The sequence below is a fragment of the Pseudomonas sp. LFM046 genome (assembly GCF_000949385.2).
Taxonomy (GTDB): Bacteria; Pseudomonadota; Gammaproteobacteria; order Pseudomonadales; family Pseudomonadaceae; genus Metapseudomonas.
Window position 1 is genome coordinate 5160453 of sequence record NZ_JYKO02000001.1, and the last position, 21708, is coordinate 5182160.

Consider the following 21708-nt stretch of genomic DNA (forward strand, 5'->3'; position numbering starts at 1 on the left):
ACTCGGCCTTCGACCAACTGAACGTCGGCGACAGCCGCACCGACACCTTCCAGGTGCTCAGCACCGACGGCACCGCCACCAGCGTCAAGGTCACCATCAAGGGCACCAACGACGCCGCTGTGCTGAGTTCCGCCGTCGTCGAACTGAACGAAACCAACGCTCCGCTGACTACCGGCGGCACCCTGACCATCAGCGACGTCGACAACCCGGCGACCTTCCAGGCCCAGACCAACAGCCCCGGCAGCTACGGCAAGTTCAGCATCGACGCCGCCGGCGCCTGGACCTTCACCGCCAACTCGGCCTTCGACCAACTGAACGTCGGCGACAGCCGCACCGATACCTTCCAGGTGCTCAGCACCGACGGCACCGCCACCAGCGTCAAGGTCACTATCAAGGGCACCAACGACGCGCCCACCACCGCCCCGGTGACCCTCGCCTCCATCGCCGAAGACAGTGGCCCCCGCCTCATCACCCAGGCTCAGTTGCTGGTCGGCGCGGGGGATGTCGACAGCGCCACCCTTACCGCCAGCAACCTGCAGATCGCATCGGGTGGTGGCAGCCTGATCAATAACAACAACGGCACCTGGAGCTACACGCCGGCGCTCAATGACGACACGTCCGTCAGCTTCACTTACACCGTCAGCGACGGCTCGCTCAGCACCGCCGGTAGTGCGTCACTCGACATCACCCCGGTGAACGACGCCCCGGTCAATACCCTGCCCGGCGCCCAGACCACCCCGAGCGGAACCACCAAGACCATCAGCAACCTGAGCGTCGCCGATGTGGACGCCGCCTCAAGCAACCTGACGGTGACGCTGCAGGTCGCTCACGGCACGCTCGCCGCGCAATCTGTCGTGGGCGGTGCCGCCATTGGGGGACTCAACACCTCGACACTCACCCTCACCGGAACGCTCGCCCAGATCAACGCGACGCTGGCGGCCAACGTCAACTATGTGTCCGCGCTCAACTTCAGCGGCAACGACACCCTGACCATGACCACCAACGACGGTGCCGCCAGCGACACCGACAGCCTGGCCATCGCGGTGACCTTGAGTAACCTGGCGCCAGTGGCGACGACTGACACGCTGATCGTGTCCGACGCCACCCATGTGGTCATTTCCGTCGCCACCCTGCTCGACAATGATTTCGATGTCGACGGCGCCTACCTGAGCATCACGGGCCTCGGCAGTGGCGGACTGCTCAATGCGACCAACCTGCGCTTTGTGGCAGGCAGCAACAACAGCCTGATCGAATTCGACACGGCCACTGATCAGACGAACTTCGGTAGCTTCACCTACACGCTGTCCGACAATAACGGTGGCCAGTCGACCGGGACCGTGAACTTGATCGGAAAGGACGTCCGCCAGAGCACCGACTCAGGAAACGAAAATGACGCGGTCAACCTCGCCGGTAATACCTACCAGGCGTCGTTCATCGATGGGAGAGCTGGCAACGATGGCATTACCGGTGCGGGAGGCGCGGTCGACCGCTTCATTGGTGGCATCGGCAATGACACCCTGATTGGAGGAAACGGCAACGACACCCTTCGTGGCGGCGCTGGCAACGACAAGCTGGACGGCGGCAATGGACTCGACATGCTCGACCTGTCTGATGCAACCAGCGGGGTCACCTTCACGCTGACTCAAAGCAGCAACGACACGTCGGCCGATCTTTCCAACTTCGGCCTGGACAAGGATTCCTACGCAAACATGGAGGGCGTGATTGGCTCCCGCTTCGCAGACGACCTTACCGGCAGCAGCGGCAACGACATCATTCGCGGCGGTGCAGGCAACGACACCCTGAATGGCGGTGACGGCGTCGACCTGCTCGATCTGTCCGATGCGACCGGCCCGGTCACCTTCACGCTGACTCAAAGTAACAGCGGCACGCTCGTCGATCTTTCCAGCGTGGGCCTGGGCACCGACATCTACCAAAACATGGAAGGCGTGATCGGGTCGATCTTCAGCGACACGCTGACGGGCAGCAGCGGCAATGACGTCCTGGTCGGCGGCCTGGGTGCAGACCAGCTCACCGGTGGCGGCGGCGCCGACGTGTTCAGGTTCAACAACCTCAGCGAGGGTGAGGACCGCATCCTCGACTACAGCGCCAATGACAAGCTTGATTTCTCGGCCCTGTTCACTACCGCACCGTCGGGGGATATCGCCAACTACGTCAAGGCGGTGCAGGTCGGTACGGACATCTCCGTGCAGGTGGATGTCGACGGCAGCGGAGCTGCGCCCTTCGTCGAGCTGGTCACCATCACCGGCGTTCAAACGCAGGTAACGGCCACGTTCGGAGGCGCCGACCACATCATTATTCCGAGCTGACGGTCTGCCCCCTCTCCCCGAAAGGGAGAGGGGGCTCAGGCTCGGCCCTTACTTCGCTCTCACCACCAGCTTTTCCGGCGCCTCGCCGAGTGCCTGCCAGTTCGGCCGGTACATGGACTCCACCGTGGGCGGCGGCACGCGGTAGGTGCCGGGGGTGACGGCGCGGGCCAGGTACAGCAGGTGCGTGGTGTTGTACTCGCTCACGTCCAGGGCGGCGACATAGCGGTCGTCGCGGAACTCCTGGTGCTTGATGGCGGCGTTCTGCATGGACTTCTGCCACTCCTTCACCGCACTGCTGGCGTCGTCCAGGCTGGCGGCGCTCTGGGCGAGGTTCTGGTTTTCCAGTTCCAGGCCCGCCGGCAGCAGGTCGACCACCAGGGCATCGGGCACCCGCTCCTTGGCTTCGACCGCGAGGTGCACCAGCACCAGCTCACCGCTTTCCAGGGCATTGAGGTCGAGACGCTGGCCATCCGCGCCGAGGAACTCGCGGTAGATGCTGAGGTTTTCGCCGCCGGCCGCCGGTGCCTTCAGCGGGTAGCCGGATAGCGTCAGTTGCTGGTAGATGGGCGCGTCACCGCCGGAGGCGACGCTCAGGGGCTCAGCCAGCAAGGCGCCGTCCAGTTTCAGGCCAGGCTGCTGATTACTCAGCCCGCGCTGCTGGTCGCCGGCAGTCAGTCGGGCGCTCCAGTTCGGCTCGGGCTTGCCCAGCAGGCCGCGCCCCGCGAGGAACAGGGAATTGCGCTCCTGGGTGGAAAGCCAGCGCTCGGCGGCCACCAGGTCGGACAGGTCGAACAGTCGCTGCTCGCGGGCACTGGCGGCCAGGTCGTGTTCCTCCAGCAGGGCGAGGATCAGGGCCTGGTCCCGCAGCGGGCTGCCGTAGTCGTCCAGCCATTCACGCGTGTCCCGATGCACCTGCAGGCCCAGTTCCAGGGCCTGGTCGGCGCGGGGCGCATCCCCCATCAGCTTGAAGGCCACCGCCAGTTGCACCAGGGGCAGGCCGGAGCGGGCGTCGGCGCGGCGTTCCCACAGGCTGCGCAGGGCACCGAGGGGCGCCTGCTGGCTGCGGGCGAGCACGTAGCCGGCATAGGCCTGCACGGCGAAGCGGGTGTGGTCGACGTACTGGCTGTAGCCGACTTCGATCAGGTTGCGCTCCTGCAGGTAGCGCAGCAGGCGTTCGCTGGCCTTCTTCAGGGCTTCCGGCGGCACCGCGAAGCCCTGGTCACGGGCCCGCAGGAGGAAGTCGGTGACATAGGCGGTCAGCCAGTACTCCTCCTCGCTGTCGGCACTCCAGAGGCCGAAGCTGCCGTTGTAGCGCTGCATGCCCAGCAGGCGTTCGATGCCGATCTCGATGGACCGGCGGCGCTGGTCGTCGGACTCCCCTTCCAACCCGAGGCGCTTCAGCGTGGCCGCGTCGGCGTAGAGCGACGGGTAGAGCCCGCTGGTGGTCTGCTCGGCGCAGCCGTAGGGATAGGCCTTGAGGGCACGAACCTGCTCGCCGAGGTTCAGCGGGGGGCGGCTGGAAAGTTGCAGCAGCGCTTCGCGGCCGCTCGGATCGAAGGCCTCCAGGGTGCCGGCTGGCAGGGTCCAGGGCTCACCCTTGAGCACGGCACGGAATTGCTTGAGCTGCGCCGGATAGGCCGGGCGCACGCCGAGGGTCCATTCACGGCTGAAGGGCGGCAGGTTTTCGCCCGGCAGTTCCAGGCCGTTGACGGTCACCTTGAAGCTGCCCTGGCCGTAGCCGCCCACCGCCCGCACCGGAATGCGCAAGGTGGTGCGCTGGCCATCGGCGAGCTGGATGGGCGCGGTCTGGGCGCCGCCGCTCTGGGTGAGATCGAGCTGGCCACCGCTCTGCAGTTCCACGTCCAGCCGCTGGGGCTTGCCGGAGAGGTTGGTCAGGTCGAGGGCCAGGGTGGTCTGGTCGCCGCCCGCGAGGAAGCGCGGCGCGGCCAGTTCCGCCACCAGGGGCGCGGCCACCACGGTCTTCGCCTCGGCCATGCCGTAGCGTTCGTCGGTCCAGGCCTGGGCCATCAGGCGCAGTTCGCCGTTGAAGTCGGGGATATCCAGGCTGACTTCGCCCTGGCCCTGGTCGTCCAGAGTCACCGGCGAGCTCTGCAACGCGACGATGGTCACGCTGGTCTGCGGGCGCTTGCCGCCGCCGGCCAGGGCCGCGTCACCACCGAACGCCAGGGTGGCCAGGCGCCCCTGCCCTGCTTCGATCAGTTGGCCGTAGACGTCGAGCTGGTCGGCGCCGTAGGCCTTGCGGCCGAACAGGGTGGCGAAGGGGTCCGGCGTGGCGTAACTGGTGATGTTGAGGATGCCCACGTCCACCGCGGCCACCAGCACATGCACCTGCTTCGGCGCGCTGCCATCGGCGTTTTTCGCCTGCACCTGGACCTTCAGCGGTTGCTTGGGCCGCATCTTCTCGGGGGCGGTAAGACTCAGGGCCAGCTTGCGCGGCGCCCGTTCCAGCGGCAGGTGCAGAAGGCCCACGGCACGCTTGGGCGTGACGCTGGCCTTGCGCTCGCCGGGGCGGATCACCAGGGCGCTGACGTAGAGGTCGTGGCGGGCCCAGTCGCTGGCCACGGGGATGTCGAAGCTCTTGCCTTCCGCCGGCACCTCGATGGGTTGCCACCAGAGCGGGCCCTCGGAGGATTCCACCAGCAGGTAGCCGCTGCCGGCACTGGGCGGTGTGACGGTGACCTTGGCGGTATCGCCGGCACTGTAGGCGGGCTTGTCCAGGGCCAGCTTGACCTGGTCCGGGCGCACCGCACCGCCTTCGGCGTTGTCCTGCCAGCGGTAGCCCGCCCAGAAGCGCAGGCTGCTGGTGATGCCGGTCTGCGGGTCTTCCACTTCCACGCGATAGGGGCCCCACTCCACCGGGAAGGCGACCTTGGCGGTGCCGCCGGCGGCCACCTGCACCTGCTCTTCGGAGAGGTTCAGGTACTTCTCGTTGTAGTGATAGGTCCAGCCGTCGTTGTCGGAGTAGTTCCAGTAATAGTCGCGGCGCTCGCGCACCAGGCGCACCTTGAGGTTGTCCGCGGCCAGCTTGTTGCCGGCCGGGTCCGCCACCAGCAGTTCGAATTCGGCGAGGCTGTCGGCGTCGGTTTCTTCACCGTCGAACAGCGGGCGCAGGCCGGGCAGGCGCTCGGCCGGCCACACCGGCTGCACCAGGCGGCGGGTGATCGGGCGGCCGCCGGATTCCTGCAGACTGGCCTGGAGGATCAGTTGCAGCGGCGACTTGGCGTCGGCCCAGCGGGACTCGATGTTCAGCTGGGTCTTGCCGTCGGCATCCAACTGGGTTTCATCCAGCTCGATGTCCTGCTTCAGTTCGTCCTCGGTGATGGAGCCGAACTGGTAGCCCGGCAGCGCCTTCACTGCGTCGCGCAGGGGGCGCACGTAGAGCTGGCCGGTGAGGCGGTTGCCGGAGGCCGGCGCGCCGTAGAGGTAGCGGCCTTCCACCTGGAACGTGGCGCTGTCGGCGGGGGCGAAGGGCTGGTCGCTGCCCTTGAGCTCCAGCGCCATGCGCTCGGGAAGGAAGTCTTCCACGAGGAATTCGTAGAGCTGCGGCTTGCCGTCGCCCAGGTCGAAGAGCAGTTGCCAGCGTCCGGTGGGGGCCTCTGCCGCGAGCGGCAGCTGGTACTGGTAGAAACCGCCCTCGTCAGCTTTCCAGACGAAGCGGCGGCTTACCTGTTCATCGGGTCGGCGGACTTCCACAGTCACCGGCTGATCCTTCACCGCGCGGCCGTCGGCATCCCGCAAGAGGCCGTTGAGCAGCACGGTTTCGCCCGGCCGGTAGAGGTCGCGGGGGCCGAACACGAAGAACTGCAGGGCATGGCTGGCCGGGCCGGCAATGTCGAATTCGGCCAGGTCCAGGGCGGGCGCGGAGAGGCGCAGCAGGCTGGTCTGCCCGTCCTTGCGGGCGAGCAGCACTTCCGCCTTGGGCGCCAGCGGCAGGTCGGCATGGCCCTTGGCGTCGGTCTTGCCCTCGGCGAGTACGCGACCCTCGGCGTTCAGCAGTTCCAGGGCGATATCGGATTGAGCGGCGCCGCCTTCCAGGGCCTGGGTGAAGATGTCCAGGCGGTCCTGGTAACGGTGGGCGGAGAGACCGATGTCGCTGAGGGTGAAGAGGGTCGCCGGGTTCGAATAGGCGTAGCTGCCGGCCTCTTTCATCACCGCCAGGTAGACGCCCGGTTGTTTCAGGGGGTCGAGATTGGCGATGGGCAGCAGCAGGGTCTCGCGGGTGTTGCGGGCGGGCTTGAGGTCGAAGCGGCCGGTGTAGACGAGGTCGGCCATCTTCAGCAGCTCGCGGGATTCCCACAGGTCGAGGGTGCCGCGCTTGCCCCAGCGGGCGAGCAGGTTGGGCAGCCCTTCGGCCTTCACGCGGAAGAAGTCCACATCGACCCGGTCGACGTTCAGTGCGATCACCGGCAGGCCTTCGGCGAGGCGGGTGGGCAGCAGCGAGCCGCGGCTGGCGAAGCCGACGGTGGCTTGCAGGTCGCGGGTTTCCAGGCGGGTGACGTGCTCCGCCGCCAGCTGCGCGTCATTCACCGCGCGCAGGCCGGGGTCGATGGTCAGCACCAGCTGGCGCTGGGGCTCCAGGTGGCGCAGGCGCAGCTCCATCAGGTTGTCGGAGAGCTCCCAGGCGCCATCCACCTTGCCGTCCTTGCTGTCCACCAGGTGCAAGCGCTCGGCGAATGGCTGATCCGGGTCCAGCGGTACGGAGAAGGTCACCGACAGCGTACTGGCGCCGTCGAGCTGGACCTCGGAAACGTCGATGACATTCAGTTCGCGGCCGGCGTAGCGCTTGGCCAGGGCGGCGGTGTCGACGGCCGGGCGGGCCGCCTGCTGGGCAGCAGCAGGTGGCGCTTTACTCGCCGGTTGCTCGGGGGTGGAGGAATCGCAGGCGCTGAGCAGGCTCAGCACCAAGGCCAGAAGCAGTCCTTTGTTCGGCATGGGGCACCCTGAGGGGGGGAAATGGGCAGTCGCAGAATATAGTCGAGCGTCCTTGGGCTGACGAGCGCGGCGGGGCGATCTGAGCACCGCCGCACGCTCTGCCTCAGCGGCTTTCCAGCGAGTGACTCGGTTCTTCGGCGCGGCCCTGGACGCTGGAGCGGCGCGGGGTGATAGCGCCACTGCGTTCCAGGATCGGGTAGGCCAGCGCGGTGACGTGGTAGTGGATGCGCCGGTAGTCGCGCAGCATGCGGTGGAACAGGTCGCCGGCGCAGAGGCGCACGATGATGAAGGGGTTGTTGAAGGCCTGCAGCAGTTGCACCAGGGCATGGGGCGGACGGTCGTGGGCCACCTCGTTGGGCCCATCCTGTTGCAGGCGGGCCCGGGCGTCGGCCTGGTCAAGGCCATCTTTGCGGCTGCGCACCTTGGACAGGGTGGTTTCCAGGCTGTTCTGCGCTTCGCGGGCTGCGCGCATGGACAGCCTGTCGCTGCGGCGTTCGGCGTCGAGCCGGGTGTCTTGCTGGGTCGCTACGCTCATGACTCGGGTCTCCTGTCGCGAGCTGCGCGACGGCGACACGAGTCAGCTACCGGTCAGGTGACGGGCAGCGGCGTGCCGGGTCGCGCGCCCGGTGAGAGCGGCGATCCCGGCGTCATTCGGCGTGCGTGTGGATCAACCGCCGGCGCTCGAGGCGGCCACTGGCGGGGCTGACCCGCCAGGCGAGCACCCTGTCCGGGACGGGAATCGAGACGCAGAAGGCGTGGGGAGTGCGGACGCGCATCCGCGCCACGAAGGCGGATACGCCGGGAGAAATCGAATGCTTGGAGTTCATCAAGCACCTGTACCCGGCGCGCCGGTCACAGGCGAGGAGCGCGGGATCAGCCCGGAGCGCCGCTCGACCGACCATCCCGTTGCGGGCTCCGTCGTGCTGAGGTTGTGTTCATCGACCCTGTCTTCGTGTGAACGGCCGGCCGGCATCTACCGGGCGTACTGTCCATGGCTCGCTTGATTGGGAAGCAGAAGTGCCCTTTGCGCAGGGCCGGCGTTTTATAGGTTCGGCCGCTGGGAGGGTCACTCCGGGAAACGGCGATCCCCGGCAATTCGGATGTTTCATTCAGCAACCCGACAACTTCCCTACACCCAATTACCGCCCGGCAGTCTGCGGCCGGCCCCCGCTATACTGCGCCGCCTGACTGGAGCCCTGCATGAGCCTGTTCCTCGACGCCTGGCGGCATTCCCCAACCCACCGGAAGGTTTGGGCCCTGGCCGCGCCCATGATCCTCTCGAACATTTCCGTGCCCCTGGTCGCCCTGGTGGACAGCACGGTGGCGGGCCACCTGCCCCATGCCCACCAGTTGGGCGCCGTGGCGGTGGGCAGCACGCTGTACATGCTGCTGCTCGGGGTGCTGGGCTTTCTGCGCATGGGCACCACCGGCTTCGCCGCGCAGGCGGCCGGTCGTGCGGATGGCGGTGCGTTGCGTCAGGTGCTGCTGCAGGGGCTTGGCCTTGCGCTGGGCCTGGCGCTGTTGCTGGGTCTGCTGGCGGTGCCCTTCAGCGACCTGGCGCTGGGGCTGATGAATCCCTCTGCGGAACTGGACTCGCTGACCCGTGAATTCTTCCACCTGCGCCTGCTCGGCCTGCCGGCGGCCCTGGCCAACTACGCCCTGGTAGGCTGGTTCCTCGGCACTCAGAACGCTCGCGCACCGCTGGCCATCCTGCTGGGCACCAACCTGGCCAACATCGCCCTGGCGCTGTGGTTCGTCCTCGGGCTGGACTGGGGCGTGGCCGGTGCAGCGCGCGCGGCGGTGATCGCCGAATGGAGCGGCGCGCTGATCGGACTGGCGCTCACCCGAGGGGCGCTGCGCCGCTATCCCGGACGCATCGACTGGCCGGCGCTGCAGCGGTGGCGCAACTGGCGGCCGCTGCTGGCGGTGAACCGCGACATCTTTATCCGCTCCCTGGCGCTGCAACTGGTGTTCTTCCTGCTGACGGTGCAGGGAACACGGATGGGCGACGCCACCGTGGCGGCCAATGCCCTGCTGCTCAATGGCCTGCTGGTGACGGCCTACGCCCTGGATGGCCTCGCCCATGCCGTCGAAGCCCTGTGCGGCCACGCCATCGGCGCCCGCGACCGCCTGACCCTGCACCGCTCCCTGCTGGTCGCCGGGGGCTGGTCGCTGCTCGCGAGCCTGGCCTTTGCGCTGTTCTTCGCCGTGGGCGGTGGGCTGTTCATCGACCTGCAGAGCGACATCGCCGCCGTGCGCGACGTGGCCCACACCTACCTGCCCTACCTGGCGCTGCTGCCGCTGATCGCGGTCTGGAGCTACTTGCTGGACGGCCTCTTCATCGGCGCCACCCGCGCCCGCGAGATGCGCGACGCCATGCTGGTGGCGGTGGTCCTTAGCCTGCCGCTGGGTTGGGGACTACAGTTTCTCGGCAACCACGGCCTCTGGCTGGCCTTCCTCGCCTTCATGGCGCTGCGCGGGCTCAGCCTCGGCGCCCTGGCCTGGAGGCTGCAGCGCCGGGATGGCTGGCTCGCCCCAGCCAACGCCTAGAGAGAAGCGTGAAACCGGGTGGAGCCCCTCCCCCGGCAGGGATGACCATAACCACAACGAACCTGATGACCTGAAGGAGTAACCATGGGACAAGCCGTCGCCGCGTACCTGCATTTCCTGTCGATTTTCGTGCTCTTCGCCCTGCTCACCCTGGAGCACCGTCTGTTCAAGCTGCCCCTGGACCTGGAGCGTGCCCGCACCCTGATGCGCATAGACATGGCCTATGGCGTGGCAGCCGGCGCGGTGCTGGTCACCGGCCTGGCGCGGGTGATCTGGTTCGACAAGGGGCTGGACTATTACCTGAACAACTCGCTGTTCCACGCCAAGATGGGGCTGTTCGCGTTGATCGCCCTGCTGTCCGGTTTTCCCACCTTCGTCTTCCTCAACTGGCGCAATGAGCTGAAGGCCGGCCAGGTGCCGCAGATCAGCCCGGTCAAGGCGAAGGCGGTGATCATGGTGATCCGCCTGGAGCTGTTGCTGGCGTTGATCCTGCCGTTGCTGGCGGTGCTGATGGCGCGGGGTTATGGCGTCATCGGCTCCTGAGCCTGCAACCCACCATTGGAGGTCAGCGTGGGCTAAAGCGGAGCGCCGCCCGGCCCACCCTAACCTCTTGGCAACAGCTGACAGGGGCATAGCCAATGAATTTGCCCCTACAGGATTACGTCCGGGAAGGGTTCGGGGGCGAATACCGGGTTGAAGGACAGCCGCTCGCGGGCCTGTTGCAGGACGGCGGCCACGGCTTCTTCGCCGTCGGCCAGGCCCTGCAGGTGGATGTACTCCACGTGGTGCAGGCCGATGATGCCCAGCACGTGGCGCAGGTACGGGGAGAGGAAGTCCATCTGCTTGGCCTTGGCCCCGAGGTAATGCCCGCCGGAACTCAGCACCACGAAGGTGGGCCGGTCTTCCAGCAGACCCACGCGCTGGCCGTTGTGGATCTCGAAGGAACGGCGGATGCGCACCACATAGTCCAGCCAGAGCTTCAGCGCCGCCGGCACCATGTAGTTGTGCATGGGCGTTGAGATCAGCAGGTAATGGCTGGATTCCAACTCGCCGATCAGTTGCTCGGAGAGGGCGAAATGCTCGTCCGAGCGATCCGCCTTGCCCACCACCGCCTCGGCATAGCCCGCAGAAAGCGGCGGCAACGGATCGCGCACGAGGTTGCGGACAATCACCTCGGCCTTTGGGTGGATGCGCCGGGCCATTTCCCGGGCCAGTTGGCCGCCGGGGGACGCCTGGTCATTGGGGCTGCATTCGAGCAGAAGGACGCGCGGCATGGTGGGGCTCCCGACAGGTTGAAAAGGCTGGAGGGAATGAAAGCGCCGGATGAGGGATTTTGCCAGGGAGTTGGTCGGGTCGTCGTAGGTTGGCGCCGAGCCGGCGCGGCCCAACGCGTAACGGACGCCAGCCGAAATGTTGGGCTTCGCTCAGCGCCAACCTACGGGACCGCTTTGCGGCCCATGAAAAAAAGCCCGGCGCGGGGCCGGGCTTCTTCGATCACCAGGGTGATCAGGACGACAGGTACGAGGAGCGGGTGAGCCCCAGACGCAGGGCATCGATGTAATGCGTGCGCTCGCGGGGGCTCAGCTTGGCGCTGGCCACCTTGTCGCGGTACAGGGCCATCAGCTCCTCGGGGGACAGGTGCACGTAGCGCAGCATGTCCTCGATGGTGTCGTGGGTCTCGATACCGGCGTGGTACACGCTGCCGTCGTCATGCTGGTAGACGTTCACCGAGTCGGTGTCGCCGAACAGGTTGTGCATGTCGCCGAGGATTTCCTGGTAGGCGCCCACCAGGAATACGCCCAGCAAGTAGTCCTCGCCGTCGCGCACTTCATGCACCGGCATGCTGGTCTCGATGCTCTGCTCGTCCACGTACTGGTTGATCTTGCCGTCGGAGTCGCAGGTCAGGTCCTGCAGCACGGCGCGGCGCAGGGGCTCTTCGTCCAGGCGGTGCAGCGGGATGATCGGCAGTACCTGGCCGATGGCCCAGGTGTCCGGCAGGCTCTGGAACACCGAGAAGTTGCAGATGTACTTCTCCGCCAGCTTGTCGTTCAGCTCGTCCAGCACCTGACGGTGGGAGCGCTGGTGCGCCTTGAGCTGGTTGTGCAGGCGGCGGCAGATGGCGAAGTAGGTCTGCTCGGCCAGGGCCTTCTCGGCCAGGCTCAGCTTGCCTTCGGCGTACTGGGCGGCGGCATCGCTCATGTAGTGGGTCGCGCGCCAGTAGGTTTCGGTGACCATCTCGGCGTCGGTCGGGGCGAGCAGTTCGGCCAGCCAGCGGACAACCTCGGGCAGTTCCTCGGCGTTGGCGATCTTCGGCACCTCATCGTTGTGGCGCTCGACGTCGGTCACCTGCATCACCAGCACGGCGTGGTGCGCGGTCATGGCGCGGCCGCTCTCGGAGAAGATGTGCGGATGCGGCAGGCCCTGGGCATCGCAGAACTCCTTGAGCATGCCCACCACCACGCCGGCATAGTCGTCCATGTCGTAGTTGATGGAGCTGGCGTTGCGCGAGTGGGTGCCGTCGTAGTCCACGCCCAGGCCGCCGCCGACGTCGATGTGATCGACCGGCAGGCCGAGGTTGCGCAGCTCGGCGTAGTAGCGGATGGCTTCCTTGAAACCGTGCTGGTAGTCGGCCAGGTTGGCGATCTGCGAGCCCATGTGGAAGTGCAGCAGGCGTACGCCCTGGTCCAGGCCGGCTTTGCGGAAGCGCTCGACCACCGAGAGGATCTGCGCCGCGGAGAGGCCGAACTTGGACTTCTCGCCGCCGGTGTCAGCCCACTTGGAGGACGCCAGGGACGACAGGCGCACGCGCAGGCCCACTTGAGGCGCGACCTTGAGTTCGGCGGCGACTTCGATGACGAAGTCCACCTCGGCTTCCTTCTCGATGACGATGAAGACGTTGTGGCCGAGCTTCTGGCCCATCAGTGCCAGGCGGATGAACTCGCGGTCCTTGTAGCCGTTGCAGACGATGGTGCCGCCCTTGGGCGCCAGGGCCAGCACGGCCAGCAGCTCGGGCTTGGAGCCGGCTTCCAGGCCGATGGAGACGTTCTGGGTGGCGATGATGTTTTCCACCACCGCTTCCTGCTGGTTCACCTTGATCGGGTACAGGGCGGTGTAGCGGTTCTGGTATTCCAGGCGCTCGATGTTGGCGTCGAAGGCGCCGGTCAGCTGGCGTACGCGGTCCTGCAGGATATCGGGGAAACGCACCAGCAACGGCAGGGACAGGCCCGCCTCGCGCAGGTCGCCGACGAGGTCGAAGAAGTCCACCGGCGCGCTGCCGGCGCCTCTCGGGCGCACGGCGACGCGCCCCGCCTCGTTGATGGCGAAATAGCCAGCCCCCCAGTGGCGAATGCCATAGACACTGCGGCTGTCGGCCACGGTCCAGCTGGTGCCATCGTCCTTGCGCGTGCGTCGTGCAGACATCGGTTTCCCCCTATGGGATAGAAAAGGGCCAGGCCGCCGGATCGTGCCGGGCGGGCTCGGACAGGTTAATTCGGTCGTGTGACGTTGGAGTGTTGACCGTTGCGATGACGGTCAGTTTAGAAAGCCGTGGCTCAGCCGCCGGATTTCTTCGCCTTGAAGCCGCGCTTGGCGAGTTCTTCAAGCAACAGGTCCACGTGGTCGCCCTGGATCTCGATCACGCCGTCCTTCAAGGCTCCACCGGTTCCACAACGACGCTTGAGTGCGCTGGCCAGTTCCTTCAGGGCGTCTTCGGCCAGCGGCACGCCGCTGACGGTGGTGACGGTCTTGCCGCCACGGCCCTTGGTTTCACGGCGCACACGGGCAATGCCATCGCCAGCAGGCACGGCGGCTTGCTTGCAGATGCAGGCATCGATGGGCTGGCGGCATTCCGGGCAGTGCCGGCCGCTGTCGGTGGAGTACACCAGGCCGCTGAGGGCGGCAAAGGACGAAGCTTTCTTGACCACCGGCTTTCCTCGTAGGGGTCAGGATAGCGACTGGTCGGCGGGGTGCCGACCGCGAAGCCCCACTCTGGCAGGGGCAGCGCAGCCTGGCCGGGAGGCCAGGGTTGAAAGGCGGCGAAATTTATCAGCATTCGCGGCGAATGCTAAGTACGAAAATGCGCCATTGATCGACAGATTAGCGACCTCGTGCAGCATCTCGCACGAAAGGGACTGGAATATTGCACAAACCCGCGCCGGGCGCGGGTTGCAGAGTCCCTCTGCTGCCAGGAGAAGCTACGTAGGGTGCGCTGTGCGCACCGGAACCTCCGTGCAGGATTGCCGGTGCGCACGGCGCACCCTACGGGAGATCGAGCCGAGGCCCGAACTGCCGAGTCACGACAGCGACGCCAGATACAGCCGCAGCGCCTTGAGGGAGTCCGGGCAGCAAGGGCTCTGGGCCAGGGCCTCGTCCACGGTCATGAAGCGCGCTTCCATCACTTCTTCCGGCTGCAGCTTCAGCGGCGCGTCGGAGACGGCGGAGAACACCGCACCCCAGAGGCGGTTGCCCGGCTCGTCGAAATAGAAGCGGCCGTGATCCCGCAGCGGCACGCCGGAAACGCCCAGTTCCTCTTCCAGCTCACGGGCGGCGGATTCGGTGTAGTCCTCGCCTTCCTGCACCATGCCGCCGGCGGCCACGTCCCAGTAGCCCGGGTAGAGGGCTTTGCTCAGGGTGCGGCGATGCACGCAGAGCTGGCCGGCGGAATTGAACAGCAGGATGAAGGTGCCCCGGGAGATCAGCCCGCGCTCGCGCAATTCGGCGCGGGGCAGGCCACCCAGGGGGCGGTCCTGCTCGTCGACCCAGGCCACCCGCTCGGCATCGGATGCCGCGCGGTGGGCCGCTTCGCGTTCATCCATGGCCATCAACCCTGCTCCAGCAGCTGACGCAGGTCGATCACCGCGGCGTTGGCGCGGGAGATGTAGTTGGCCATCACCAGCGAGTGGTTGGCGAGGACGCCGTAGCCGCTGCCATTCAGCACCATGGGGCTCCACAGCGGCTCCTGGGCGGCCTCCAGCTCACGGATGATCTGGCGCACGCTGATGGTGGCGTTCTTCTTCGCCAGCACATCGGCGAAGTCGACTTCGATGGCGCGCAGGATGTGGGACAGGGCCCAGGCCTGGCCGCGAGCCTCATAGAAGACGTTGTCGATCTGCAGCCAGGGGGTCTCGACGATCTCCTCGCTCACCGCCGGCACCTGGCCGGAGGCCGCGGCGGCTTCGGGGCTGATGTCGGTGTTCAGGCGTACCCGGCCGACGCTGGCAGACAGGCGCTGGGACAGCGAACCAAGGCGGGTGGCGACGTCGCCCAGCCAGTTGTTCAGGTTGTCGGCGCGGGTATAGAACTGCGCGTTGGGCTGGTTCGGGTTGGCCAGGCGGGCCAGGTAGCGGTCCAGGGAGCGGATGCCTTCCTGGTACTCGGACTCGGAGGCCGGCAGCGCCCAGCTCTTGTTGTCGAAGTTGAAGCGCGGCTCGGCCTTGGCCAGGTCCGGGTCCTCGGTGGACTGGGACTGGGAACGGGCAAAGTCCTTGCGCAGGGCACGGGACAGGTCGCGCACCTGGACCAGCACGCCGTATTCCCAGGCAGGCATGTTGTCCAGCCACAGGCCGGGCGGGGCCAGGTCGTTGGAGAGGTAGCCGCCGCTCTTGTCGAGCAGGGTCTGGGCGACGGTCTTGAGGGTTTCCACCGTGGTGTAGCCGCTGACCATCTGGCGGCCGGCGCGGTCGGCGGCGGCCTGGGCGTTCTGCTGCACGGGGAAGAGGTCAGGTTCCTGGCTCCAGTACCAGCCCACGATGACGCACGCGAGCAGGTAGACCACCAGCAGGCTGCCAAGGGCGCGGCTCAGCCAGATCCCTCCCAGGTAGCTGCGCACGTCATCTACCGAATCATCGACGCGATCGCGCGCCTCGCCCATACGCTTCTTCCAGTCCAGCATGGCAGTGTCCTTCAGATTTCGATCAGCACGGAAAAGGTTCGGCCACGCTCCGCAGCGGTCGTGGCCAGGTTCAGCACTATAAGGGAAGCGCGAGCGCGACGCAGTGGTCGCGAGCCAAACCATCATCCGGTGCGCGCGGCTCTCGAGGGGGACCGGCGACCTGCTGACGATCATTGCCGGCGAGATGACGCAAAACCGGGACAGATGGCACTGGCGTACCGTCTACAAGCTGATAGCATGGAGCCATCATCAAGATCGCCTTGAGGCGACACCCCCCACAAGAAGCCGGGCCATGACCGAGCACGACGACCCTAGCCGCGACCGACTCAAGAACCACTTTGCCCAACGGGTGATCTACCAGGCGCGGCACGTGCTGGAAATATGGCAGCGCCTGCAACGCAGCGAGTGGAGCGCGGCCTGCATGGCCGAGCTGGGGGAGGCCAGCCTCAACCTGCAACGCTATGCCGAACGCTTCGAGCAGACCGAACACAGCCGCCTGGCGGTGGCCATCGGCAACTGCCTGCGGGGCGTGGAGGAGAATCGCGGGCGGCTGTCCAGCGACCTGATCACCGAAATCAGCCTGCTGATGCAGCGTCTCTCCCGCACCGGGCTGCGACACGGCGACCAGTTCGAGCAGACCTTCCTGCCGCCCCTGCGCAAACCGGTATACCTGGCACTGCAAAGCGAGGACCGCGCCGGGCGCCTGATCCAGCAACTGGAGTTCTTCGGACTCAACGCCCAGCGCTACGTCAGTGCCAATGCGTTCCGTTCGGCCATGGCCGAGCGGCATCCGTCGGCCATCGTGCTGGAAGTGGACTTCTCCGGACCGGGCAAGGGCCTGGAACTGGCGCGGGAAGCCCAGGCGGGCCTGGAACAGAAGCTGCCGATCATTTTCTTCAGCCATGAAGAAACCGATGCGCCGACTCGTCTCGCCGCCGTGCGCGCCGGTGGCCAGGAGTTCTTCACCGGCGCCCTGGACGCCTCCAGCCTGCTGGAGAAGCTGGAAATCCTGACCCGCACCGCCCATTACGACCCGTTCAAGGTGCTGATCGTCGACGACTCCCGCGCCCAGGCCACCCATACCGAGATGGTGCTCAACTCCGCCGGCATCGTTACCCGGGCCATCACCGAGCCGGTGCAGACCCTGCAGGCCCTGGCCGAATTCCAGCCGGACCTGATCATCCTCGACATGTACATGCCCGAGTGCCTGGGCACCGAGTTGGCCAAGGTGATCCGCCAGCACGAGCGCTATGTCAGCGTGCCGATCATCTACCTGTCCGCCGAGGACGACCTGAACAAGCAGTTGGACGCCATGAGCGAAGGCGGCGACGACTTTCTCACCAAGCCCATCAAGCCGCGCCACCTGATCGCCACGGTGCGTACCCGCGCCAACCGCGCCCGCAGCCTGAAGGCACGGATGGTGCGCGACAGCCTCACCGGCCTGTTCAACCACACCCACACCCTGCAACTGCTGGAAGACGCCAGCTCCAGGGCCCGCCGGGACGGCAAGCCGCTGTGCTTCGCCATGCTCGACATCGATCACTTCAAGAAGGTCAACGACACCTACGGCCACCCCATGGGCGACCGGGTGATCAAGAGCCTCGCCCTCTTCCTCAAGCAGCGCCTGCGCAAGACCGACCACATCGGCCGCTACGGCGGTGAGGAATTCGCGGTGGTGCTGCCGGACACCGACCTGGAAGCGGCGCACCGGGTGCTGGAGGAAATCCGCCGGCGCTTCGCCGAGATCCGCTACCCGGCGCAGCCCCATGACCTGACCTGCACCTTCAGTTGTGGCATCGCCCAACTGACGAACGGCGTCGACATCAACCAACTCTCCAAGCAGGCGGACGAAGCGCTCTACGTCGCAAAGCGCAGCGGTCGCAACCGGGTGGAATTGCACCTGGACTGAGGCCCGGAGTCACAGGACTGTCATCAAACGGCAATATCATCTGGCCATCTCTCAGAGCCCGTTCACGCCCCCGCGACTGTCCAGAGACACCGCGCGCTCCGTGGTCAGGCTGATTGTCTGCCGAGGTCCAGATGCGCCTGAAACCGCTCACCAACCTGATTACCTTGCTGCTGGTCACTGTGTGCCTGGCACTGGGGGCCACCCTCTGGTGGTCACAGCGCGCCTTGGAGCGCCCTTACCAACTGATGGAGCAGTACCTGGAACTGGCCCAGCGCTTCCGGGGCGAGGTGGCGGACAACGTCCAGGCCTACCTCAACAGCGGCGACGCCCTGCGTCACAGCGCCGCCAGCCAGGGCATCGACAGCCTGGAGCAGCGCCTCGGCCAGCTTCCCGCCGGACTCACCGAGAACTTGCTGCCCAGCTTCAACGAACTGCGGGAATTCACCCGCGGCGAACTGCTGGCCGCCGGCAAGCTGGCGGGTGACCCCCAGGGCCTGCTGATCCAGGCCGAGCGGGAAATCGCCGGCTCCCTCGACCAGCTCGCCCAGTACGCCGCCTCCGCCAACACCCCGGCCGCCGGCGACTACCGCGCGCCACTGTTCGCCGCCGCCCAGCACCTCAATCGCCTCAGCCAGGCCCGCGCCAAGCTGGTGGCCAGCGGCCGCGATGAACTGGCTGCCGACGTCGAACGCGAACTGGAAGCCCTGGGCCGCGACAGCGCCCAGCTGGAACAACTGCCCCTGCTGGGCGTGGCCGACAGCGGCAGCTCCGCGTCCGACGACTTCGCCGCCATGATGGGCCTGGAAAGCAGCAGCGAATCCAGCCAGGCGGAAGACCGCGGCGTCACCCTCAAACGCGAGCTGACCGGCCTGCTCAAACGCTACCCCGGCGAGCTGACCCGCACCCGCGAACTGATCCAGCGCCGCGCCGAACTGACCGCCGCCACCGCCCAGCGGGTGGACGCCCTGCAGACCGCCCTCGCCGCCCTGGAGCCCCAGGTGCGCGCCGAGCACGGCCGCATCCAGGCCGAAGTCCGCGTTATCCAGGGCCTGATGATTGGCCTGATCCTGCTGATCGCCCTGTGCATCGACCGCATCCAGCGTCGCCTGACCCAAGTGCTGGGCCGACTGGTCAACGCACTGGGAGCCTGGGCAGCGGGTGATTTCAGCCAGCCCATCACCCTCGGCTCCAGAATCCACGACCTGCGCCTGATCGAGGACTCCCTCAACCGCCTGCGCGACTACCTGGGCGAACTGGTGGGCACCATCCGCCAGCACGCCGAACGGGTGGCGGGCAGCAGCAGCGCCCTGGCCGACCTGAACAATGGCCTGCATGCCGGCGCCGAACACCAGGCAGGCGGTACTGCACAGATCCGCGACGCGCTGGGCGAACTGGAGGCCACCATCCAGCAGGTGGCCGGCGACGCCACCCTGGCCGCCGATGCCAGCCGCGACGCCGGTCGCGCCGTGGAACAAGGCCAGGGGGTGATCGACCAGAGCCTGGCCGGCCTGCACCAACTGGTGGGCGAGGTGCAGAACAGCGCCCAGGCGGTGGAACGCCTGGCCGAGGAGACCGAGACCATCGACAAGGTGCTGACCGTGATTCGCGGCATCGCCGAACAGACCAACCTGCTGGCGCTCAACGCTGCCATCGAGGCGGCTCGCGCCGGCGAGATGGGCAGAGGCTTCGCCGTGGTGGCCGAGGAAGTCCGCTCCCTGGCCCTGCGCACCACCGGCGCCACCACCGAGATCCAGCAACTGATTGCCCGCCTGCAGCAGGCGGCGCGGCAGTCGGTGGATGCCATGCGCGTCCAGGTGGAGCACGCCGAGTCCAGCGCCGAGCAGGCCGAAGCCGCCGATGGCGCGCTGGTGGAAGTGGTCAGCGCCATCCGCACCATCGCCAGCATGGCCGAACGCATTGCCGACGCCACCGCCCAGCAGAGTTGCGCGGTCAGCGAAATCCGCGACCACAGCGAGCAGATCCACCAGTTGGGTGGCGACAACCTGGCGCGCATCGGCGAGAGCCGCAGCCAGGGCGAGCGCCTGATGCAACTGGGCGGGGAACTGCACACGGCGGTGAAGGCCTTCCGCGTGTGAGCCCCGGCGCGACCGATTGTCGCGCCTCGCCGCCGGCAGAGTGCTTCCGTGGGGTGGGCCTCAGCCCGCCATGAGGTCCCGCCCACTTCGCGACCTTCTGGTCATGGGACAAAACCGCTTACAGCCCGGAGCCTGCAGGAAGACGTCGGGGTCCGTTATGATGTGGGCATTTTCCGCTCAAGAGACACCCATGCGCCGCCTGCTGAGCCTGATCTTGCTGCTGGTGGCCCTGCCCGCTGCCGCAGGGTTGCTGGACAACCGCCCGAACCCGACCCTGGGTGCCCCCCTCAATAACAGCGGCGACTTCCTGCCCGTGCGCGAGGCTTTCCGCCTCAGCCTGGTAGAAAGCACGCCCACCTCGGTGAAGCTGCGCTTTACCAATGCCGAGGGCTATTACCTCTATCGCCACCGCTTCCAGTTCCGCGCCGAGCCCGCTGACAGCGGCCTGGGCCAGCCCGTCCTGCCTGCCGGCAAGCACAAGACCGACGACTACTTCGGTGATGTCGAGGTGTACTACGGCGTAACGGACATCAACCTGCCCGTGGACCCGGCGCGCAAGGCGCCCGCCCAACTGCGAGTGACCTACCAGGGCTGCGCCGACAAGGGCCTGTGCTATCCGCCGGAAACCGAAGTGCTGAAACTGGCCGACGGCGCCGCAAGCAGCGGCAGCACAGGCGGCGGTGAACTCGGCAACGCGGCAGGCAAGGCCTGGAGCTGGCATGAGCTGGCACTGTTCTTCCTCGCCGGCCTCGGCCTGACCTTCACCCCCTGCGTGCTGCCGATGCTGCCGATCCTTTCCGGCGTGGTGCTGCGCGGCCAGGCGGGCGGCAGCCGGGGCCTGGTACTGTCGCTGGCCTACGTAGTGCCGATGGCCGCCTGCTTCGCCCTGCTGGGCGCGCTGATGGGCGTGTTCGGTGCCGAACTCAACCTCCAGGCGCGGCTGCAATCGCCTTGGGTATTGGTGCCCTTCGCCGGCTTCTTCACTCTCTTCGCCCTGGCCATGTTCGGCCTCTATGAACTGCGCCTGCCGCGCTTCATCAGCGGCCCGCTGGACACCCTGGCGGGCAGCACCAAGGGCGGCTCGATCTGGAGCGCGGCCCTGATGGGCGTGCTTTCCAGCCTGCTGGTGTCCCCTTGCGTCTCCGCGCCCCTGGCCGGCGCCCTGCTCTATATCAGCGCAAGCGGCGATGCCCTGGGCGGCGGCCTGAAACTCTTCGCCCTCGGCCTGGGTATGGGCGCCCCCCTGGTGCTGTTCGCCACCGGCGGCGGCGCGCTGCTGCCGAAGGCCGGCCAGTGGATGGTGGTGGTGCGCAACGCCTTTGGCGTGCTGCTGCTGGCGGTGGCCGTGTGGATGCTCGAACGCGTTCTGCCCGGCCCGCTGACCCTGGGCCTCTGGGGCCTGCTGGCCGCTGGCGTGGCGCTGTTCCTCGGTGCCCTGGAGTTCATCCCCAAGACGCCCCGGGAACGCCTGACACAACTGGCCGGCCTGGTGCTGCTGGTCTACGCCGTAGCCGCCTGGGCTGGCGCCCTCCAGGGCGAATCCGATCCGCTGCGCCCCCTGGGCCGCACGCACCTCGCTGGTGCGCCGACCGTCGGACCGGCGGCCGGAGAGTGGCAGACCATCAAGACTCCGGCACAGCTCAGCACTGCCCTGGCCGACGCCAAGGCCGCTGGCCAGCCGCTGCTGCTGGACTGGTATGCCGACTGGTGCATTAGTTGCAAGGTGATCGAGCGTGAAGTCCTCACCGCCACGGAGGTTACCTCGCAACTGGGCGGCTACCGCCTGATCCGCTTCGACATGACCGAGAGCAACGCCGAACAGCGCGCCCTGCTCGACCGCTACAAGCTGTTCGGACCGCCGGCCGTCCTGTTCTTTAGCGGCAAGGGTGACGAATTGGCCGATCTGCGTGTCGTAGGTGAAGTCGATGCCAAGGCGTTCGCCGCTCGCCTGCAACAGGCAAGCGCATCGCGCTGACGTATGCA

Annotated in this window: 15 protein-coding genes (1 of these 15 cut by a window edge); 7 read left to right on the plus strand and 8 right to left on the minus strand. The window is 67.1% G+C overall.

The genetic code is table 11. From position 1 onward, the window contains the following. Both TQ98_RS23800 and TQ98_RS23805 read left to right on the plus strand, forming a co-directional pair. Positions 1 to 21: the end of a VCBS domain-containing protein gene (locus TQ98_RS23800; RefSeq protein ID WP_103103075.1), read on the plus strand. It extends 1086 nt beyond the left edge of the window; 21 of the gene's 1107 nt are visible here — the last part of the coding sequence; its start codon lies beyond the left edge, outside the window; the stop codon is at positions 19 to 21. A gap of 32 nt (positions 22 to 53) precedes the next feature. Further along, the gene (locus TQ98_RS23805) at positions 54 to 2327 is read left to right on the plus strand and encodes a cadherin-like domain-containing protein (protein ID WP_103103076.1); all 2274 of its coding nucleotides are present in this window, start codon (positions 54 to 56) and stop codon (positions 2325 to 2327) included. Between the two features lie 48 nt (positions 2328 to 2375). On the opposite strand, the gene TQ98_RS23810 is transcribed toward TQ98_RS23805, so the two are convergent. The 3 genes from TQ98_RS23810 to TQ98_RS23820 all read right to left on the minus strand — a co-directional run bounded on the left by TQ98_RS23810 (position 2376) and on the right by TQ98_RS23820 (position 8107). Then, entirely contained in the window at positions 2376 to 7280 is a 4905-nt protein-coding gene (locus TQ98_RS23810) for an alpha-2-macroglobulin (protein WP_044873913.1), read from the minus strand. 103 nt (positions 7281 to 7383) lie between these two features. Then, entirely contained in the window at positions 7384 to 7815 is a 432-nt protein-coding gene (locus tag TQ98_RS28205; protein WP_044873912.1) for a cation-transporting P-type ATPase, read from the minus strand. 112 nt (positions 7816 to 7927) lie between these two features. Continuing rightward, positions 7928 to 8107, minus strand: coding sequence for a hypothetical protein (locus TQ98_RS23820; protein ID WP_044874138.1), 180 nt, complete (start codon positions 8105 to 8107; stop codon positions 7928 to 7930). 373 nt (positions 8108 to 8480) lie between these two features. Between TQ98_RS23820 and TQ98_RS23825 the strand changes: the two genes are divergently transcribed. Together TQ98_RS23825 and TQ98_RS23830 are read left to right on the plus strand one after the other, a co-directional pair. Next, on the plus strand, positions 8481 to 9830 hold the full coding sequence (locus TQ98_RS23825; RefSeq protein ID WP_044873911.1) for an MATE family efflux transporter: 1350 nt from the start codon (positions 8481 to 8483) through the stop codon (positions 9828 to 9830). Positions 9831 to 9914: 84 nt separating this feature from the next. Further along, positions 9915 to 10373, plus strand: a complete 459-nt coding sequence (locus TQ98_RS23830; protein ID WP_044873910.1) for a DUF2214 family protein — start codon at positions 9915 to 9917, stop codon at positions 10371 to 10373. Between the two features lie 107 nt (positions 10374 to 10480). Here the strand turns inward: TQ98_RS23830 and TQ98_RS23835 are convergent, their stop codons facing one another. The 5 genes from TQ98_RS23835 to TQ98_RS23855 form a co-directional block, all read right to left on the minus strand. After that, positions 10481 to 11104, minus strand: coding sequence for an NAD(P)H-dependent oxidoreductase (locus TQ98_RS23835; RefSeq protein WP_044873909.1), 624 nt, complete (start codon positions 11102 to 11104; stop codon positions 10481 to 10483). Between the two features lie 232 nt (positions 11105 to 11336). Beyond that, positions 11337 to 13250 carry an arginine decarboxylase gene (speA, locus tag TQ98_RS23840; RefSeq protein ID WP_044873908.1) on the minus strand — a complete coding sequence of 638 codons (1914 nt, stop codon included), beginning with the start codon at positions 13248 to 13250 and terminating at the stop codon, positions 11337 to 11339. Between the two features lie 131 nt (positions 13251 to 13381). Continuing rightward, positions 13382 to 13753, minus strand: a complete 372-nt coding sequence (locus tag TQ98_RS23845) for a translation initiation factor Sui1 (protein WP_044873907.1) — start codon at positions 13751 to 13753, stop codon at positions 13382 to 13384. 369 nt (positions 13754 to 14122) lie between these two features. After that, entirely contained in the window at positions 14123 to 14650 is a 528-nt protein-coding gene (gene yfcD, locus TQ98_RS23850) for an NUDIX hydrolase YfcD (protein ID WP_044873906.1), read from the minus strand. Continuing rightward, entirely contained in the window at positions 14650 to 15720 is a 1071-nt protein-coding gene (locus tag TQ98_RS23855; protein ID WP_044873905.1) for a DUF2333 family protein, read from the minus strand. Before TQ98_RS23855 ends, yfcD begins: the two co-directional genes overlap by 1 nt. Before the next feature lie 292 nt (positions 15721 to 16012). Here TQ98_RS23855 and TQ98_RS23860 point away from each other — a divergent pair, with 292 nt between their 5' ends. The 3 genes from TQ98_RS23860 (at position 16013) to TQ98_RS23870 (ending at position 21700) form a co-directional block, all read left to right on the plus strand. Next, positions 16013 to 17629: a PleD family two-component system response regulator gene (locus TQ98_RS23860; protein WP_044873904.1), complete on the plus strand. Its 1617-nt coding sequence runs from the start codon at positions 16013 to 16015 to the stop codon at positions 17627 to 17629. Between the two features lie 131 nt (positions 17630 to 17760). Next, positions 17761 to 19725 (plus strand): methyl-accepting chemotaxis protein, encoded by a 1965-nt coding sequence (locus TQ98_RS23865; RefSeq protein ID WP_044873903.1) that lies wholly within the window; start codon positions 17761 to 17763, stop codon positions 19723 to 19725. A gap of 190 nt (positions 19726 to 19915) precedes the next feature. Continuing rightward, a complete protein-coding gene (locus TQ98_RS23870; protein WP_044873902.1) occupies positions 19916 to 21700 on the plus strand; it encodes a protein-disulfide reductase DsbD in 1785 nt (594 codons plus the stop codon). Positions 21701 to 21708: the final 8 nt, after the last annotated feature.